Raw genomic sequence first — 17289 nt, 5'->3', positions numbered from 1 at the left:
GCAGTCTGCCAGCCTTGGCGGCGCAGGCATAGGCGCAGGTCATTTCTTCTTCAGGCAGTCGCTCATGTAGGCTTTACGCTCGTCACCCTTCAGGGCTTTGGTGGTGGCGTCGGCGTTGCAGGTTTTCATCTTCTCTTGTTGGGTTTGCGGCACATCCTTCTTCAGGCAGGTGCTCATGAAGGCTTTGCGCTCATCGCCCTTCAGGGCCTTGGTGGTGGCGTCGGCATTGCAGGTTTTCATTTTTTCCTGCTGCGCGGTATTGGCCGCGAAGCCTTGGGCGCTGAACAACACAGCCAACGCCAGCAATGGAATGTGCAGCACTTTCATGGAGTGGTCTCCTTGGCTCCGCGCCCGATGCACGGGGGTCGAGCTGAGTGTAGCCAAGAATTCTCAGCGCCCCGCCCGCGCCTGCCGGCGGTATTGCTCGGGCGTGCATTGGGCCTGGCGCTGGAACATGGCGATGAACGCCGAAGCGCTGCTGTAGCCCAGGTCGAAGGCGATGGCCTGAATCGGCAGGCCAGCTTCCAGCGCTTCGATGGCGCGCAAAAAACGCAGGCGCAAGCGCCATTCGCCAAAACTGATGCCCAATTCGCGCAGAAACTGGCGGGCCAGGGTGCGTTCGCTGACATGCACTCGGGCAGCCCAGTCGGCCAACGGGCGGTTGTCGCCAGGCTCGGCGCTGAGCGCTTCGAGCACCTGGCGCAAGCCATCGCTGTGGGCAAACGGCAGGTAGCAGGCCTGGGTGGGTGCCAGCAGCAATTGATCGAGCAGAACCTGCACCAGGCGTTGGTCGCGCGGGTCTTCGGCCACCTTGAGGTCGCGGCGGGCGAAGTCGGCGAGGATGGCCTTGAGAATGTCACTGATCATCAAGCTGCACGGTTGCCGTGGCAGCGCGGCGCACAGGCTGCGGTCGAGGTAGATGGAGCGGTAGACGATGGCCTGCGGGTTGTAGCAACCATGCGCGGTGTCGGGCGGCACCCACACGGCGTAGCTTGGCGGTGACAGGAAGCGCTGGCCGGCAACGTCCAGATGCATCACGCCGTGAGCGGTGTAGTTCAGTTGACCCCAGGCGTGGCAGTGCACGGCGCTGTGGGTGTCGGCAACGAACTCATCGTGGCGGAAGTACACCGGGGCCGGGAGCTGGGTGAACTGAGGGATGTCCAGGTATTTGCGCGGCATGCTGTCTGCTTGGCAGGGTGGGTTGTCTGGATGGAAGTATAGGCTTTTAGACAGACAGTTGATAATGGCTGCCATCGGGGCCTGCTGCGCAGGCCTTGTGTCGCAAAAGGGGCGCACAGCGCTCCAAAAAATCATCGCGATACTTCAGAGAATCTCTGCAACATGAATTACCTGTTCCCCCTCACCGCCATCCTCATCTGGGCCGGTAACACCGTGGTCACCAAGATGTCCGCCGGCGCCATCCACCCCGCCGAGATCGGCTTTTATCGCTGGCTGCTGGCTGCCTTGCTGTTCACCCCGTTCCTGCTGCCCGCCGTGTGGCGCAACCGAGCGGCCATCCGCCCGCACCTGGGCAAGGTGTTCGTGCTCGGCGTACTGGGCATGGCGATGTACCAAAGCCTGGCCTACTTCGCCGCCGGCATCACCAGCGCCACCAACATGGGCATCATTCTCTCGCTGATGCCGCTGATGTCACTGGCACTGTCCATCGCCTGGCTGGGCCAGCGCCTGAGCTACGGCGCCCTGTTGGGTGCGCTGGTATCGTTCTTCGGGGTACTGGAGGTGGTCAGCGCCGGCCACCCCGCCAGCCTGCTGCAACAAGGGCTGAACAGCGGCGACCTGCTGATGCTGGTGGCTACCCTGGCCTATGCGCTGTACAGCTTCCTGCTGAAGAAATGGCAGCTGCGCCTGCCGCCGATGCAGTTGCTGTACCTGCAGGTGCTGGTGGCCATCGTCGTGTTGCTGCCGCTGTTCCTGCTGTCGGACAAGACCGGCCTGAACAGCCACAACATCGGCTTGGTGCTGTATGCCTGCGTGCTGGCTTCGATGATCGCACCACGGGTGTGGATGCAGGCCGTGCACCGCCTGGGGCCTAGCCGCACCACGCTGTTCTTCAACCTGCTGCCATTGGTCACTGCGCTGATCGCCGCCGGGGTGCTTGATGAGCAACTGGCCAGCTACCACTTGGTCGGCGGCTTGCTGACCCTGGCCGGCGTAGTGCTGGCCGAGCGCTGGACCACACCGATCCGCCGCTAAAGCCCCGCAGCCTTGAGCCGGGCTGCATGTTCGGTGAACAGCCGCACCGGCTCGGCGCCCTTGCCCACGGCGCCGAGCGACTGGTTGACGATATCCAGGTGATCGAGCGGGTAATCGTCGCCGATCACCTGCCCCAGGTGCGAACTGAAACGCCCGACCATACCGTCGCACTGGCCCTTTTCCTTGATGAAACTGCGCGCGAACAGGCGGCAGAAACGGTTGCTGCCGTCAAAACGGTTACGCCCCTGGTCGGTCAGGCCAGGCTGCAAGGTGCCCGACCAAGAGTAATAGCGCACGCCGTTGACCTCATGGGCCCCTTCCCCACCCCAGGTCTGCGGCAGGCCCTGTGGATAAGCCTGGTTGAACAGTGCCACCCCGGCACTGGTCAGCGACTGGTGCGAGGCATGCACATCCACCGGCAGCGGCTCGCGGCGCCAGCCCGTTTCCAGCCATACCAGCAAAACGGCAAAACCATGCAGCACGGCCTTGAGGATGCGCCCCTGGGGTGAATCGCCCGGTGCCGTACGCGCCAGGTGGTCGGCCAGTTCCGAGCCATGGTTGGGCCCGGCCACCGAGGTGACCGAAGCCACCCGCTCAGGCCGCTTGGCCGCGGCGTAGCGTGCACTCAGGGCGCCCTGGCTGTGGCCGATGAGGTTGACCTTGTCGGCGCCGGTGCGTTGGCAGATGTCTTCGATGATCGCCAGCAACTGCTCACCGCGCACCTCGCTGCAATGCAGCGGCGAAACCTGCACCGGAAATACCTGCGCCCCACCCTTGCGCAGGGCCGGCACGATGCCGAACCAGTAGGGGTAGAGCACCATCCGGACAAACCCGAGCATGCCCGGCACCAGCACCAACGGGTATCGCGTGGCCAATTCCTGTGGCATCACCCAGCCCCTTTGCGTGAACGACCGGCCAACACTACAGCGGCCATCATGGCCATCGCAATCGAACTCCCGGCGTGCGCTGTGGTTCCAAACCACACAGACCCTTTGCAAGGAGCGGGACCATGTACAAGCAGACCCTGGCAATCCTTCTGGCAAGCGCCACCCTGGCCGCCTGCGGCAGCCGCCCGGAAAACCCGGTGGACTACGTCACCTACCGCGACGAGCCGCTGGTCAAGCAGGTAGAGAACGGTATGACCATGCAGAAGGTCATCGCCATTGGCGGCAGCCCGTCGAACGTGATCGACCTGCCGCACGGGGGCACCTGCAACGACTACATCCTTAACCGCGATGGCAAACAGCAGCCTTACTACGTGCGCTTCGACGCCACCGGCCATGTCGATGCCAAAGGCTTCAAGACCTGCAAGCAACGCCAGGAAGACAGCGACGCCTTGCATGGCGCATAAGCCAATGCCCCAACCTGACCCCTGCTGGAGATAACCATGAGCAACGTTGAACTCACCGATGTGAAAACCCTGCGCGAACGTGCCCGCCAGCATGTAGAGCAAGGCGCCGTGACCGAGGGCTATCACGCCGATCGCAAAGAGATCCTGCGCCTGCTGAACGAGTCGCTGGCCACCGAGCTGGTCTGCGTACTGCGCTACAAGCGCCACTACTTCATGGCCAGCGGCATCAAGGCCAGCGTGGCAGCCGAGGAGTTTCTGGAGCATGCCACCCAGGAAGCCGAACACGCCGACAAGCTGGCCGAGCGCATCGTGCAGTTGGGCGGCGAGCCAGACTTCAACCCCGATAACCTGACCAAGAATTCGCATGCCCAATACGTGGCAGGCAATTCGTTGAAAGAGATGGTGCTGGAAGACCTGGTGGCGGAGCGGATTGCCATTGATAGCTACCGCGAGATCATTCAGTACATTGGCGATAAAGACCCGACTACGCGGCGCATCTTCGAAGACATTCTGGCGCAGGAAGAAGAGCACGCGGACGACATGTCCGACCTGTTGCAAGGGTTGTAATCGTTAGGGGCTGCTGTGCAGCCCATCGCGACACAAGGCCGCTCCTACAAGGGATCGCGTACCCCTGTAGGAGCGGCCTTGTGTCGCGATGGGCCGCAAAGCGGCCCCCTGCTATTTCCGCCCTTTCACCGCCGCCGGTGCCTTGCCCGCTTTCATCTGCTGCAACAACGGCGTGCACTGGTTTGGATCATCCCCGCTGCTGGGCGCAATCAGTGCCAGCAACCCTGCCGCCGGCCCGGCCACCACACCCAGCGCCACCATTCCCGCGCCGCGCAACGCCAGCGGCAGCGCCTGCACACCGGCACTCGGTTTGGCAAACGGTCCACGCACGTACAACGGCGAGCGCAGCGAGAACAACCGCAGCCCTTTCGACTCCGGGGTGATCTTCAAGTCCAACTGCTCGGAGGCAAAATTGGCGGTGCCGTTGATGTAGATGATCGCGTTCTCGGTATCGAAGATGAACAGCCGCGTAGTCGCCAGGCCATCCTTGATACCCACATCGGCTGCCGCGCAGTTGATCTTCACGTCCTCATCACCGAACAGCTTGCCGACCACATAGTTGCCCACGTTCAAACCGGCAATCTCCATCAGGCTGCGGCTGATGGCGCCATCGTTGATCAGCATGCGCAGGTCGCCATTGGCCGTACCCAGCAAGGCTGCCACCGAGTTGCCACGGCCCGTGATGTCGGCATCGCCGTTCAATTCGCCAAAGCTGGTCTGCATCGGCGCAAACGTGGGGAACAGTTGCTTGAGCTTGAAACCCCGTGCCGTCAACTGTGCCCGGCCCTGCAAGGGCACGCTGCGCCCGTCAAGGCGGATATTGGAGGCCAGGCTGCCACCGGCCACGCCAAAACGCAGGGGCTCCAGGCGCAGCAGGCCGTCATCGAGTATCACGTGGGCCGACAGGTCATTGAACGGCAGTTGCGTGCTGTGCACGATGCGCTTGCCAGCAAAAGTGACGTCAGCATCCATCGCGCGCCAGCGCTCGGTGCGGAACTCTTCAACCGGTAGCACCTTGCCCGTCGGCTGCTTGCTGGCACCACCCCGGGCCTTCTGCTCGGCGTTGGAATCGGCGCCGATCAGCGGCGCCAGGTCTTTGAACAGTAACTGGTTCGATACCAGTTTGCCGGACAGTTTGGGCCGTGGCTGGCTGGCGACGAAGGCCAGGTCACCGTGAATATCGCTGTCGCCGATCTTGCCGTTGAAGCCCTGGTAATTGAACGACGCCCCTTGCGCCGCGTGCAGGTTGGCGCTGAGGCGGCCATCGGTGGAGTAGGCCGGCGTGTCCGGCAGGGTTACCCCGGTCAACGGGTAGAGGTTGCCCAAGCTGGCACCCGACAGGCGCAAGCGCAGGTCGAGGGCGCCGAGGTTGCGCGGGTCGGTCAGGGTGCCGGCTAGCACCACGTGGGTGTCGGCGATGCGCACATCGGCCTGCAGCGGGAACGGCTGGCTGGCGTCCTGCAGCGCCAGCAGGCCGCCGATCTTGCCAGTGCCGGACACTGGCTGGCCTTTGTAGCGGCCCTGGGCCTTGAGGCCGAAGGCATAGTCCTGCGCAGCGCCAGCCTTCTCGGCGCTGGCCTTGCCGACAATGTCGCTGAACGGGATTGGCTTGCCCAGCGGGTCGATCTGCACCTTCATGCTGGTTTTCAGTGTCTGGTCGTCGAAGCTGACGTTGCCCTGGTCGAAGCCGATGGCGCCAATATCCAACTGCCACTTTGAAGGTTCTGCGTTTTCATCCTTGGGGCCGAAGTCGAACACCCAGTTAGCGCGGCCATCGGCCAGGCGGGTGAGGTTGGCGGTAGGCTTGGTAAGGTTGATGCGGGGGATGCTGATCTGCTGGAACACCAGCGGTAGCGGCGCCAGGCGGAACTCCACGCGCGCCAGGCCGACCATATCAGGCTCCTTGAGCCACTCCGGGTTGCCCAAGGTCAGGTCCTCGGCAATGAAGTGCGGCCACGGCACCCAGGCACGCCAGCCGCCCTCTTCGGGCTCGGTACGCCAATGCACAGCGAGGTTGCCATTGATTGCGAAAGGCCGGTGCAAGGCCTCGGAGACCTTCTCGTTGAGCAGCGGCTTGACGCGGTTCCAGTCGAAGGTGGCGATCACCACCACCAGGATTGCCAGCAGGGTGAACAGGCTGGTGAGGGTCCAGACGAGAATTCTGGCGGGACGCGTCATTGCGTGAATCTCCTTGCGGTATGACACAGAACAGGCACTTCAGTGGCACTCAATATCTCGGACTCATGAAAACCCATGGGGTTTTATCGATGGCGCCATGATAGCGAAGTTTTTCCTGGCCCTTTGCTCAGCAATTTATCGCGCCAGGCTGTACATGTTACCCAACGGAGGCACGGCCAGCGGTTTGCCTGCGCGCCTGAAAGGCGCTGATTAGAGGCGTTGCGAACCTCTATCAATACGGTCGATTGTTACCATTACCCGTATGAACTTCTCTCTGGCGTTACGCGGCGTAGCATTGGCTTCGTACCCACTTTCCAGCCCCCGAGAGGAGCACCGAAATCATGAAACGCCACCTGCTGACCCTGACCCTGTCCCTTTTGGCCGCCAACGCTTTTGCCCTGCCGGCTTCCGAGCAACACCTGACCGCCGAATCGCGCTCCAGCGCTGCCGAAATCGCCCAGCCACTGAAAACCGTAGCTGAAGGTGGTTCCGATCGGTTGATCGAACGCAGTGGCCGCGTTGCCGAAGGTGGTTCCGATCGCCTGATCGAACGCAGTGGCCGCGTTGCCGAAGGTGGTTCCGATCGCCTGATCGAACGCAGTGGCCGCGTTGCCGAAGGTGGTTCCGATCGCCTGATCGAACGCAGTGGCCGCGTTGCCGAAGGTGGCTCGGATCGCCTGATCGAACGCAGTGGCCGCGTTGCCGAAGGTGGTTCCGATCGCCTGATCGAACGCAATGGCCGCGTCGCCGAAGGTGGCTCGGATCGCCTGATCGAACGCAATGGCCGCGTTGCCGAAGGTGGCTCGGATCGTCTGGTTGAACTCAGCCGTGTGAGCTGATCACCATGGCCGAAAAGAACAACCTCTGTCACAACGCTTGCTCCCCTCCAGGCCCGGTCCATTGACCGGGCTTTGTTTTTTTATCTAGAGTGCCCAGCCTTACCGTCACAGAAGCCCGCATCATGCTACCGCGCGCCGAACAGAAGCTTCAGACCCGCCAGGCCCTGCTCGACGCAGCCTGCCTGCTCATGGAGAGTGGCCGTGGTTTCGGCAGTGTCAGCCTGCGCGAGGTGGCGAAGACCGCTGGCATCGTACCGACCGGCTTCTACCGGCATTTTTCCGACATGGATGCCCTGGGCCTGGCCTTGGTGGCCGAAATCGACACCACCTTCCGCCAGACCATCCGCCTGGTGCGGCAAAACGAATTCGAACTGGGCGGCATCACCGACGCTTCGGTGCGCATCTTCCTCGACGTGGTAGCCGCCCACCGCGCGCAGTTCCTGTTCCTGGCCCGCGAACAGTACGGCGGTTCGCAGGCCGTGCGCCAGGCCATTGCCCGCCTGCGCCAGGACATAAGCGATGACCTGGCCACCGACCTTGCGCGCATGAAGCGCTGGCAGCACCTGGACAGCGCCGCGCTGGCGGTGATGGCCGACCTGGTAGTGAAGACCGTGTTCGCCACCCTGCCCGAACTTATCGACAGCCCGGAAGCAGGTTACCCACAGGCGCTGACGCCGCAGGAAAAGATCACCCAGCAGTTGCGCTTCATCTTCGTCGGGGCGCGGCATTGGCAGGGCTTGGGCAACCCTCAACCCTAGTTCTGCTAACATGGCGCCCTGCCCGACAGCGACGAGCGCCGACATGTCCGACCCCCGCCCCACCCTGCCCGAACTGGCCCGTTTCAACCAGCACTTCGCCGAACGCATCGTGCCAATGTGGCAAGGCCCAGGCTGGAACGCCGACATGGCCCTGCCCTACGAGGCGCTGGACGCCCAGCACCAACCCTTGCCGGTGCAGCGCTACCGGGCCATGGCCTGCGCACGCCAGCTGTATCTGTTCAGCAGCCGTATCGGGCAACCGGGCGCCGCCGAGCGCGCATCAGCCCTGTTCCGTTCGCTGCAAAAGCACTTCCACGATGCCGAGCACGGTGGCTGGTTCTACAGCATCGACGCCCAGGGCAAGCCGCTGGACCGGCGCAAAGACCTGTACACCCATGCCTTCATCGTGTTCGCCTGCGCGCACTACTGGGGCAAGGTGCGTGAAAGCCTGGTGGAATCCACCCTCAACGCCGCGCTCGACATCATCGACCAGCAGTTCGCCCGTGACGACGGCCTGTACGAAGCCAGCCTGGGCGAAGACTGGGCCGACCTGGGCAGCGGCCCACTGCAGAACCCGCAGATGCACTTGGCCGAGGCGTTTCTGCAGGTACTGGCAGTACGTGACGATGAACATGTCCGCCAGTCACTGCTGCAACTGTGCGAGGCGCTTGAGGCGCACTTCATCGAACCGGCCCACGGCCTGATGCTGGAAAAGCCACGCGGGGCTGTGGATAACTGGTTCGAACCGGGGCACCAGTTCGAATGGTTCTACTTGCTGCACACCTCGCCGCTGCTACGTGACACGCCGCTTTATGCGTCCATCGACCGGGCTTTCGGCTTTGCCGAACAGTTCGGAGTGAACGATGCGGCGGTGTTGGCGATGCTGAATGTGGACGGTCAGGTGCTTGATGCCACCCAGCGCATCTGGGCACAGGCGGAATACCTGCGAGCGCTTGTGTTGCGCGCGGGGGGCGAGGCAAAGCTGTCGGGGCAGTTGCAGGCGCTGCAAACGCGGTTCCTGCGGGAAGCGGGCTGGTATGAGTGCCGCGATGGTGAGGGGGCGGTGAGTCGGCATGATATGCCCTCTACTACGCCCTATCATTTGGCGACCTGCCTGGAAGGGTTGCAGCGCCTGAACTGACGCATTCGCGGGTAAACCCGCTCCCACAGTGATCGCGCCAGCTTTTAGGTTTTGTGCAAGACCGGTGCTCCCACAAGGATTGCACAGTACCTGTGGGAGCGGGTTTACCTGCGAAAAGGCCCTTGGATCAGCCCTTGGCCGACCGGTCGATCGAGAAGCCTGCCCAGTCCTGACTCACCGGCATCAGCTCCAGGCTGTTGATGTTGATGTGCGCCGGCTGGTTAAGGATCCAGAAGATGGTCTCGGCAATGTCCTGCGGCTGGATCGGCTCGGCACCTGCGTAGGTGGCGTCGTACTTGGCCTGGTCACCGCCGAAACGCACCAGCGAGAACTCGCTCTCGCACAGGCCCGGCTCGATGTTGCTCACGCGCACGCCGGTGCCGCGCAGGTCGCAGCGCAGGCTCAACGAGAACTGGCCGACGAAGGCCTTGGTGCCACCGTAGACGTTGCTGCCCGGGTACGGGTAGTTGCCCGCCACGGAACCTACGTTGAGGATCGAAGCGCCGCGGCCATGGGCGATCAGCCGTGGCAGCAGCAGCCGGGTGGTGTACATCAGGCCCTTGATGTTGGTATCGACCATGGTTTCCCAGTCGTCCAGGCTACAGTTCTGCGCCGCATCCACACCCAATGCAAGGCCGGCGTTGTTGACCAGGCCGCGAATCTTTTCGAACCCGGCCGGCAGATTGGCGATGGCCTGCTCCATGGCCTTGCGGTCACGTACGTCGAGCACCAGGCCATGCACTTCGGTCTTTGCCGACAGCTCGGCGCACAGGGCGTCCAGGCGCTCCTTGCGGCGGCCAGTGAGCACCAGCTTCCAGCCAGCCTCAGCGAAGCGGCGGGCGGTGGCCTCACCGAAACCGGAAGTGGCACCAGTGATGAATACGGTGGACGTCATGCTCTGTTCCTCAAGGTAGGTTCTCATGGCAGCTTTGCAGCATGCCCTCGCCAAGCGCCGGCAGCAAGCCGTTCAAGGCACTGATCATTTTTTGTTCATATTCGGCAAACCCTTGTGGCAGAGGGCTCGCCGACAGGTATGCGCATGTTATCCACAAGGCTTTCCCCACGGATTGGGGGCAACTTTTCCACCGTGCGGAACCCATTCAGCGCTCCGTGGTCGGTGGATATCTTTCAGGTGATGGCGCAAGGCTTTCAAGCATGCCGCCTGCAGCGGTCTGTCCAAGGTTTTTGCACAGAGTTATGCACAGGTTCGGCGCTAATTCCGGGGTGCTTTCAGGGCTGTGGGAAACCTTGGAAAATCATCCACAACGGGGATGTGATCAAAAAATGATCGCATTGCTGCAGAGCCTGGTATCAGTGGGCTGGAGCGAGATGCCACCATGTTTTCCACAGGCGGTTCCACATTATCCGTGGACAAGATCAACTTTGTGGAAACAAGGGTTTGTGAGGGAGTATTGGTGTGTGTCGAGAGCAAGACGCGGCAAGTTGTCCACATTGAGAATGGGGCTGCATTGCAGCCCCCGAATACAACTCAGTGCCCGCCAAGGTAGGCGTTACGCACCTCCTCGTTGACCAACAGCTCCTGCCCGGTCCCGGTCATGCGAATCTGCCCGTTGACCATCACATACGCCCGGTCCGACAGTTTCAGCGCATGGTTGGCGTTCTGCTCCACCAGGAAGATGGTCATCCCGGTCTTGGCCAGCTCTCGCAAGGTCGAGAAGATCTGCTTGACCACGATCGGCGCCAGCCCCAGCGAGGGCTCGTCCAGCAACAACAACTTCGGCCGGCTCATCAGCGCCCGGGCAATCGCCAACATCTGCTGCTCGCCACCGGACATGGTCATGGCCCGCTGGTTACGCCGCTCCTTCAAGCGTGGGAACAACTCGTACATGCGCTGCATGTCTTCGTCGGCATGTTTGTCGCCGATGGGGATGGTACCCATCATCAGGTTTTCCTCGACGGTCATGTCAGGGAACACCCGGCGCCCTTCCGGCGACTGGGCAATACCGTTGGAGGCGATGTAGTGCGACGACTTGCGGGTAATGTCGGTGCCGCGATAGACGATATGCCCAGACGCTGCCCGCGGCTGGCCGAAAATCGACATCAGCAGGGTCGACTTACCGGCACCGTTGGCACCAATCAGGCTGACCGTCTCACCTTCGTTGATGTACATCGAGACCTTTTTCAACGCCTGGATCGGCCCATAGAACACGTCCAGGTCCTTCAGCTCCAGAATGGGTGCACTCATACCAGTTCCTCTTCGTCTGCACCCAGGTAGGCGGCGATCACCGTCGGGTTGTGGCGGATGTCCTGCGGCGCGCCTTCGGCAATCACGTTGCCATGGTCCAGCACCACGATATGGTCGGAAATGCTCATGACCATGCCCATGTCATGCTCGATCAGCACCACGGTGATGTCGTGCTCGTCACGCAGTACGCGGATCATGCGGCTGAGGGCTTCGGTTTCCTGGGGGTTCAGGCCCGCCGCCGGTTCATCCAGGCAGATGATTTTCGGCCGTGTGCACATGGCTCGGGCAATTTCCAGGCGCCGCTGCTGGCCGTACGACAACTCGCCGGCCAGGCGGTTGGCGCAGTCGACCAGGTCGACCACTTCAAGCCAGTAGAACGCGTGGTCCAACGCATCGCTTTCGGCCTTGCGGTAGGCCTTGGTGTTGAGCACCCCGGCCAGCAGGTTGCGATTGACCCACATGTGCTGGGCCACCAGCAGGTTCTCCACCACCGACATTTCCTTGAACAGGCGAATGTTCTGGAAGGTGCGCGCCAGGCCCGCGCGGTTGACCAGGTGGGTGCCGCCGAACATCTTGTAGTACATGCGGTTGGCAAAGCGCGCAGGCGACACGAAATCGGCCGCCTGGAAGCGTTCGCCAAGCAGCTGGATGACGTTGGTGTGACTGCCGCGCACGTTCAGCTCGATACGCCCGCCACTGGCCTTGTAGAAGCCGGTCAGGCAGTTGAATACCGTGGTCTTGCCGGCGCCGTTGGGGCCGATCAAGGCAAAGATCTGATTGCGCCGGACCTTGAGGCTGACGTCGCTGAGCGCCTTGATGCCACCGAACTGCATCATCAGGTTGTCGACCGAGAGAATGATATCGTCGCTCATGGCGCCACTCCTTTACGCGGGGTCACACCGGTACGGCTGATGCGGATCAGCCCACGCGGTCGCCAGATCATCATCAGCACCATCAACACGCCGAACAGCAACACCCGGTACTCGGAGAAGCTGCGCAGCAGCTCCGGCGCCACTGTAAGCACGAACGCCGCGATGACCACGCCCACGGTCGACCCCATGCCACCCAGTACGACGATGGCCAAGATCAGCGCCGACTCGAAGAAGGTGAATGACGACGGGTTGACGAAGCCCTGGTAGGTGGCGAAGAACACCCCGGCCAAGCCGGCGGTGGAGGCACCCAAGGTAAACGCCGAAAGCTTGACCAGCACGTGGTTCAAGCCCATCGAACGGCAGGCGATTTCGTCTTCGCGCAGCGCTTCCCAGGCCCGGCCGACCGGCATGCGAGTCAGGCGGTGCTTGATGTACAGCACGGCCAGCACAACCAGGAACAGCACGGCGTAGATGAACACGAACTTGAGGTTGGCGTTGTACTCGAAGCCGAAGAACTCGTGGATCGGCACCCCGCCATCCTTGGCCCGGCGGCCGAACTCCAGGCCGAAGAAGGTTGGCGAAGGCGCCGGCATGCCGTTGGGGCCACCGGTGAACGACAGCCAGTTGTTCAGCACCAGGCGGATAATCTCGCCAAAGCCCAGGGTCACGATCGCCAGGTAGTCACCGTGCATTCGTAGCACCGGGAAACCAAGGATGCAGCCCGCCAGCGCCGCAGCGATGGCCGCCAGCGGCAGCACGCTCCAGAAGCCCAGGCCGAGGTACTGGTAACCCAGCGCCAGGCCGTAGGCACCGATGGCGTAGAACGCCACGTAGCCCAGGTCGAGCAGGCCGGCCAAGCCGACCACGATGTTCAGGCCAAGGCCCAGCAGCACGTAGATCAGGCCGAGGATGACCACGGTCAGCAGGTACTTGTTGGCGAAGATCGGGAAGACGATGGCAATCACGATCAGTGCAGGGATGATGTAGCGCAGGCGCGACTTGTAGTCCGGGGCATTCACATGCACGCCCGAGCCACCGCTGTCGAAGCTCTGGAGCATGCGCTGCCCAGGGGCGGTCTGCAGGAACAGGCTGAGCAGGAAGCGCCCGACCATCACACCACCGACCAGCCACGCCACGCGGCGCGGCTCGGCATTGAAGGTGTAGCCGTCGAGCACCACGCCAACGACCGGGCCAAACACGATGAGTGCCAGCAGGCCAGCGACGAGGGTCTCCAGCAGGCTGCGTTTAATGTCGAAACCCTTGGTTTCGCTAACAGAGGCAGTTTTGGCAACGGACATGTTCATCACACCTTAGCCACGAGCGGGCGACCCAGCAGGCCTTGTGGGCGGAAGATAAGGATCATCACCAGCAGCGAGAAGCTGAACACATCCTTGTAGTCGGAGTTGATCAAGCCAGAGAACAGCGACTCGGAAATACCCAGGATGATGCCGCCGAGCATGGCGCCAGGCAGTGAGCCGATACCCCCGAGCACCGCGGCGGTGAATGCCTTGATACCGATGATGAAGCCGGCGTAGAAGTCGAACGTGCCGTAGTTCATGGTGATCAGCACGCCGGCCAGGGCGGCCATCACGGCGCCGATGACGAACACGTAGGAGATTACCCGGTCGGTGTTGATGCCCAGGATCGAGGCCATCTTGCGGTCTTGCTGGGTGGCACGGCACATGCGGCCGAGCTTGGTGTACTTGATCACGTAGGTCAGCAGGCCCATGCCGACGAAGGCTGCCACCAGAATGAAGATCTTGGTATAGGTCAGTTGCACGAAGCCGGTGCCGACTTCGACACGCATGGCACCTTCCAGCAAGGTTGGCACGCCTTGCTGGCGGGCGCCCTGGCTGATCTGTGCGTAGTTTTGCAGGATCAGCGAAATGCCGATGGCACTGATCAGCGGCGCCAGGCGGGTGGAGTTACGCAGGGGTTTGTAGGCGATGCGCTCGATGGTGAAGCCATAGACGCCCGTGACGACGACGGTGAACAACAGCGTGCCCAACATCAGTAGCGGGAACGACTCGACGCCGAAGTAAGCCAGCAATGCCAGGCTGATTGCCGCGAGGTACGCGGAAATCATATACACCTCGCCGTGCGCGAAGTTGATCATGCCGATGATGCCATAGACCATTGTGTAGCCGATGGCGATCAGGCCATAGACCGACCCGAGGGTCAGGCCGTTGACCAGTTGCTGCAGGAAAATACCATCCATAACGCAATCTCACCTGATTGAGATTGCACGAGCGCCGACCACGGCGCGGGCCACCTGAGCGGGGCCCTCGCAGCGCAGAACTGTGCAGATCTACGAATAAAGACTGGTACCGCGGGGCTTGGGCCCGAGCATCAGCCCGGGCCGTGGGCCGTTTTTATTTTTGTTTTTCCAGCTGGTGGTATTTACCGTCTTTGTCCCACTGGTAGACCACATAGTCGGAGACGGTCAGGTCACCTTTGCTGTCCCACTTTTTCTCGCCCATGACGGTCTGCACCGGGTTGGCCTTGAGCCACTTGGCAGCGTCTTCGCCTTTGTTCGACTTGGCGCCATTGAACGCGGCGGCCAGGGCCTGCAGCGAGGCATAGGCGTACAGGGTGTAGCCTTCAGGTTCGGTACCGGCCTTACGGAACTCCTCCACCACCGCCTTGCTGTCTGGCAGCAGGCGCGGGTCGGCACCGAAGGTCATGTACACGCCATCGACGTACTGCGCACCGCCAGCGGTGGACACCAGTTCGTCGGTGACGATGCCGTCATCGGACATGAACTTGACGTCCTTCAGGCCCTGCTCGCGCAGCTGGCGTACCAGCGGGCCGGCTTCCGGGTGCAGACCACCGAAGTAGACAACGTCGGCGCCGGTGGAGCGGATCTTGGTCACCACGGCGCTGAAGTCTTTCTCGCCACGGGTCAGGCCTTCGTACAACACTGGCTTCACGCCGCGTTTTTCCAGCTGCGCCTTGGTCGCGTCCGCCAGGCCCTGGCCATAGGTGTCCTTGTCGTGCAGTACCGCGACTTTCTTGCCCTTGAGCACGTCGACGATGTAGTCGCCAGCGACGATACCCTGCTGGTCGTCACGGCCGCACATGCGGAACATGGCGCTCAGGCCGCGCTCGGTAACCTGTGGGTTGGTGGAGCCCGGAGTAATGGCGATGACACCCGCCTCGTCATACACCTCGGACGCCGGGATGGTGTTGGAGGAACAGAAGTGGCCGACCACGCCGATCACCTTGTCCTGATCCACCAGGCGGTTGGCCACGGCCACGGCCTGCTTCGGTTCACAGGCGTCATCGCCTTTGACCAGGACGATTTTCTCGCCGTTCACGCCACCGGCGGCGTTGATCTTGTCGGCCGCTGCCTGCGCACCTTTCATGTACTGCTCGCCAAACGCTGCGTTTGCCCCGGTCATGGGGCCCGCTACACCGATCTTGACGTCGGCCTGAACATACGAAGAAACACCCAGTGCCGTAGCTACGGCCAGAGCCAGGAAACCTTTCTTGTAAAACGTCTGCGACATGAGGTGGTGCTCCTAGAGTTTTTTTTGGTTGGCACTACAACTTCTCAGCCCTGTGCTCTGAGCAAGGGCCGTGCCATAGGTTTTGTCTTCCGGGAAAACACACTGTGCAGGGTGCCAGCAGGCGACCGGCGGCCTTTTCTTTATTGAGCGTGCAACCGTCTGCCGTGCGGCGGGCGCCACCACACGTACAGACAAGGAGCAACCGCCTGGTGCCATCATTGCAACCTCGGCAAGTGTTTACGTGCAACCGCCCTGTAACAGCGGACGTCACCGAAGTGCACACCGCTGGTGCGCGACTGCTACAGGCGGCACCGTTTGAAGGCTAGCCGGTGCACGGAAAAACACCTCTGTTTTGGCTGTTCTGGCTTCTTCGCGGGCCGGAACAGGCACAACAAGGCGCAAAAGGCTGGCACAATGTCGGCCATTCGCCGCTTCCGGAGCCCCCTTGATGAGCGAAAGCGCATTCGCCGAGCGCATCGTGCACAACCTGCTCGACACCGACTTCTACAAACTCACCATGATGCAGGGTGTGCTGCACAACTACCCGGACGCCGACGTCGAATGGGAATTCCGCTGCCGCAACGGCGAGGACTTGCGCCCTTACCTCGGCGAGATCCGCAACCAGCTGGAACGGCTCAACGACCTTACCCTGGACGATGGCCAACTGCCTTTCCTGGAACGCATCAGCTTCCTCAAGCCCGACTTCCTGCGCTTTCTGCGCCTGTTTCGCTTCAACTTGCGCTATGTGCGCGTCGGCATCGAGAACGACCAGCTGTTCCTGCGCCTGAAAGGCCCATGGCTGCATGTAATCCTGTTCGAAGTGCCGCTGCTGGCCATCATCAGCGAAGTGCGCAACCGCCAGCTGCACCCGCACATGCGCCTGGCCGAGGCGCGCGACCAGCTGTACCGCAAGTTCGACTGGCTGCGCGCGCATGCCAGCGACGAAGAACTGGCCGAACTGCAGGTAGCCGACTTCGGTACCCGTAGACGCTTCTCCAGCCGCGTGCAGGAAGAAGTGGTTCGCGTGTTGCGCGATGATTTTCCGGCCCGCTTCGTCGGCACCAGCAATGTCGACCTGGCATGGAAACTGGATATCAAGCCGCTAGGCACCATGGCCCATGAATGGATCATGGCCCACCAGCAGCTCGGCCCACGGCTGATCGACAGCCAGATTGCCGCGCTGGACTGCTGGGTGCGCGAGTACCGCGGCCTGCTCGGCATCGCACTGACCGACTGCATCACCATGGATGCCTTCCTCGGCGACTTCGATCTGTACTTCGCCAAGCTGTTCGACGGCCTGCGCCACGACTCGGGCGAGCCGGTGGCCTGGGCAGAAAAGGCCATCGCCCATTACCAGAAACTGGGTATCGACCCGATGACCAAGACCCTGGTGTTTTCCGATGGCCTCAACCTGACCCGCTCGCTGGAGATCTTCCGTGCCCTGCGCGGTCGCATCAACGTCAGTTTTGGCATCGGCACCAACCTGACCTGCGACATCCCGGGTGTGGCGCCAATGAGCATCGTGCTTAAAATGACCGACTGCAACGGCGCGCCGGTGGCCAAGATCTCGGACGAAGCCGCCAAGACCCAGTGCCGCGACGAGAACTTCGTCGCCTACATGCGCCACGTATTCAAAGTCCCCAGCAAGGAGTAA

Annotated in this window: 17 protein-coding genes; 7 read left to right on the top strand and 10 right to left on the bottom strand. The window is 62.1% G+C overall.

The genetic code is table 11. The features are described from left to right. Window positions 1-39 precede the first annotated feature (39 nt). The gene (locus tag Q9451_RS02300) at window positions 40-327 is read right to left on the bottom strand and encodes a PsiF family protein (protein WP_012274424.1); all 288 of its coding nucleotides are present in this window, start codon (window positions 325-327) and stop codon (window positions 40-42) included. A 63-nt stretch (window positions 328-390) separates the two neighbouring features. Continuing rightward, window positions 391-1179 (bottom strand): helix-turn-helix transcriptional regulator, encoded by a 789-nt coding sequence (locus tag Q9451_RS02295; RefSeq protein WP_012274425.1) that lies wholly within the window; start codon window positions 1177-1179, stop codon window positions 391-393. A gap of 162 nt (window positions 1180-1341) precedes the next feature. Here Q9451_RS02295 and Q9451_RS02290 point away from each other — a divergent pair, with 162 nt between their 5' ends. Next, window positions 1342-2214, top strand: a complete 873-nt coding sequence (locus tag Q9451_RS02290) for a DMT family transporter (RefSeq protein WP_012274426.1) — start codon at window positions 1342-1344, stop codon at window positions 2212-2214. Here Q9451_RS02290 and Q9451_RS02285 read toward each other — a convergent pair. Continuing rightward, window positions 2211-3101: a triacylglycerol lipase gene (locus Q9451_RS02285; RefSeq protein ID WP_012274427.1), complete on the bottom strand. Its 891-nt coding sequence runs from the start codon at window positions 3099-3101 to the stop codon at window positions 2211-2213. The two genes, Q9451_RS02290 and Q9451_RS02285, sit on opposite strands and share 4 nt — an antisense overlap. A 122-nt stretch (window positions 3102-3223) precedes the next feature. Here Q9451_RS02285 and osmE point away from each other — a divergent pair, with 122 nt between their 5' ends. After that, a complete protein-coding gene (gene osmE / locus Q9451_RS02280; protein ID WP_004576961.1) occupies window positions 3224-3565 on the top strand; it encodes an osmotically-inducible lipoprotein OsmE in 342 nt (113 codons plus the stop codon). 36 nt (window positions 3566-3601) lie between these two features. Then, the gene (locus Q9451_RS02275; protein ID WP_012274428.1) at window positions 3602-4132 is read left to right on the top strand and encodes a ferritin-like domain-containing protein; all 531 of its coding nucleotides are present in this window, start codon (window positions 3602-3604) and stop codon (window positions 4130-4132) included. Window positions 4133-4243: 111 nt separating this feature from the next. Here the strand turns inward: Q9451_RS02275 and Q9451_RS02270 are convergent, their stop codons facing one another. Next, on the bottom strand, window positions 4244-6310 hold the full coding sequence (locus Q9451_RS02270; RefSeq protein WP_012274429.1) for an AsmA family protein: 2067 nt from the start codon (window positions 6308-6310) through the stop codon (window positions 4244-4246). A 341-nt stretch (window positions 6311-6651) separates the two neighbouring features. Here Q9451_RS02270 and Q9451_RS02265 point away from each other — a divergent pair, with 341 nt between their 5' ends. The 3 genes from Q9451_RS02265 (at window position 6652) to Q9451_RS02255 (ending at window position 9048) form a co-directional block, all read left to right on the top strand. Continuing rightward, window positions 6652-7149 carry a hypothetical protein gene (locus Q9451_RS02265; protein ID WP_012274430.1) on the top strand — a complete coding sequence of 166 codons (498 nt, stop codon included), beginning with the start codon at window positions 6652-6654 and terminating at the stop codon, window positions 7147-7149. A gap of 122 nt (window positions 7150-7271) precedes the next feature. Continuing rightward, window positions 7272-7907, top strand: a complete 636-nt coding sequence (locus Q9451_RS02260) for a TetR family transcriptional regulator (RefSeq protein ID WP_012274431.1) — start codon at window positions 7272-7274, stop codon at window positions 7905-7907. A gap of 43 nt (window positions 7908-7950) precedes the next feature. Then, window positions 7951-9048, top strand: coding sequence for an AGE family epimerase/isomerase (locus tag Q9451_RS02255; RefSeq protein WP_041166604.1), 1098 nt, complete (start codon window positions 7951-7953; stop codon window positions 9046-9048). Window positions 9049-9175: 127 nt separating this feature from the next. On the opposite strand, the gene Q9451_RS02250 is transcribed toward Q9451_RS02255, so the two are convergent. From Q9451_RS02250 to Q9451_RS02225, 6 genes are all read right to left on the bottom strand, one after another. Beyond that, window positions 9176-9943, bottom strand: a complete 768-nt coding sequence (locus Q9451_RS02250; RefSeq protein WP_012274433.1) for an SDR family oxidoreductase — start codon at window positions 9941-9943, stop codon at window positions 9176-9178. Window positions 9944-10537: 594 nt separating this feature from the next. Next, window positions 10538-11254, bottom strand: coding sequence for an ABC transporter ATP-binding protein (locus tag Q9451_RS02245; RefSeq protein WP_060514282.1), 717 nt, complete (start codon window positions 11252-11254; stop codon window positions 10538-10540). After that, on the bottom strand, window positions 11251-12126 hold the full coding sequence (locus Q9451_RS02240; RefSeq protein ID WP_010955466.1) for an ATP-binding cassette domain-containing protein: 876 nt from the start codon (window positions 12124-12126) through the stop codon (window positions 11251-11253). Before Q9451_RS02240 ends, Q9451_RS02245 begins: the two co-directional genes overlap by 4 nt. Further along, a complete protein-coding gene (gene livM, locus Q9451_RS02235; RefSeq protein WP_012274435.1) occupies window positions 12123-13424 on the bottom strand; it encodes a high-affinity branched-chain amino acid ABC transporter permease LivM in 1302 nt (433 codons plus the stop codon). The genes Q9451_RS02240 and livM overlap by 4 nt, the downstream gene beginning before the upstream one ends. A 5-nt stretch (window positions 13425-13429) precedes the next feature. Then, entirely contained in the window at window positions 13430-14344 is a 915-nt protein-coding gene (locus Q9451_RS02230; protein WP_012274436.1) for a branched-chain amino acid ABC transporter permease, read from the bottom strand. 154 nt (window positions 14345-14498) lie between these two features. Further along, window positions 14499-15635, bottom strand: coding sequence for a branched-chain amino acid ABC transporter substrate-binding protein (locus Q9451_RS02225; protein WP_012274437.1), 1137 nt, complete (start codon window positions 15633-15635; stop codon window positions 14499-14501). A gap of 448 nt (window positions 15636-16083) precedes the next feature. On the opposite strand from Q9451_RS02225, the gene pncB reads away from it, so the two are divergent. Beyond that, window positions 16084-17289, top strand: a complete 1206-nt coding sequence (gene pncB, locus Q9451_RS02220) for a nicotinate phosphoribosyltransferase (protein ID WP_012274438.1) — start codon at window positions 16084-16086, stop codon at window positions 17287-17289.

Source organism: Pseudomonas sp. NY8896, assembly GCF_039634505.1.
The sequence above is the reverse complement of the archived record's forward strand: the minus strand, read 5'-3'. Positions and strand labels throughout refer to the sequence as shown.

What these genes read in the sequence shown, in the direction of transcription:
- Q9451_RS02295 (WP_012274425.1), bottom strand. Translation starts at nt 1,179, where the DNA reads ATGCCGCGCAAATACCTGGACATCCCTCAGTTCACCCAGCTCCCGGCC.
- Q9451_RS02225 (WP_012274437.1), bottom strand. Translation starts at nt 15,635, where the DNA reads ATGTCGCAGACGTTTTACAAGAAAGGTTTCCTGGCTCTGGCCGTAGCT.
- Q9451_RS02255 (WP_041166604.1), top strand. Translation starts at nt 7,951, where the DNA reads ATGTCCGACCCCCGCCCCACCCTGCCCGAACTGGCCCGTTTCAACCAG.
- Q9451_RS02245 (WP_060514282.1), bottom strand. Translation starts at nt 11,254, where the DNA reads ATGAGTGCACCCATTCTGGAGCTGAAGGACCTGGACGTGTTCTATGGG.
- Q9451_RS02265 (WP_012274430.1), top strand. Translation starts at nt 6,652, where the DNA reads ATGAAACGCCACCTGCTGACCCTGACCCTGTCCCTTTTGGCCGCCAAC.
- Q9451_RS02290 (WP_012274426.1), top strand. Translation starts at nt 1,342, where the DNA reads ATGAATTACCTGTTCCCCCTCACCGCCATCCTCATCTGGGCCGGTAAC.
- pncB (WP_012274438.1), top strand. Translation starts at nt 16,084, where the DNA reads ATGAGCGAAAGCGCATTCGCCGAGCGCATCGTGCACAACCTGCTCGAC.
- Q9451_RS02270 (WP_012274429.1), bottom strand. Translation starts at nt 6,310, where the DNA reads ATGACGCGTCCCGCCAGAATTCTCGTCTGGACCCTCACCAGCCTGTTC.
- Q9451_RS02300 (WP_012274424.1), bottom strand. Translation starts at nt 327, where the DNA reads ATGAAAGTGCTGCACATTCCATTGCTGGCGTTGGCTGTGTTGTTCAGC.
- Q9451_RS02240 (WP_010955466.1), bottom strand. Translation starts at nt 12,126, where the DNA reads ATGAGCGACGATATCATTCTCTCGGTCGACAACCTGATGATGCAGTTC.
- osmE (WP_004576961.1), top strand. Translation starts at nt 3,224, where the DNA reads ATGTACAAGCAGACCCTGGCAATCCTTCTGGCAAGCGCCACCCTGGCC.
- Q9451_RS02275 (WP_012274428.1), top strand. Translation starts at nt 3,602, where the DNA reads ATGAGCAACGTTGAACTCACCGATGTGAAAACCCTGCGCGAACGTGCC.
- Q9451_RS02250 (WP_012274433.1), bottom strand. Translation starts at nt 9,943, where the DNA reads ATGACGTCCACCGTATTCATCACTGGTGCCACTTCCGGTTTCGGTGAG.
- Q9451_RS02230 (WP_012274436.1), bottom strand. Translation starts at nt 14,344, where the DNA reads ATGGATGGTATTTTCCTGCAGCAACTGGTCAACGGCCTGACCCTCGGG.
- Q9451_RS02260 (WP_012274431.1), top strand. Translation starts at nt 7,272, where the DNA reads ATGCTACCGCGCGCCGAACAGAAGCTTCAGACCCGCCAGGCCCTGCTC.
- livM (WP_012274435.1), bottom strand. Translation starts at nt 13,424, where the DNA reads ATGTCCGTTGCCAAAACTGCCTCTGTTAGCGAAACCAAGGGTTTCGAC.
- Q9451_RS02285 (WP_012274427.1), bottom strand. Translation starts at nt 3,101, where the DNA reads ATGCCACAGGAATTGGCCACGCGATACCCGTTGGTGCTGGTGCCGGGC.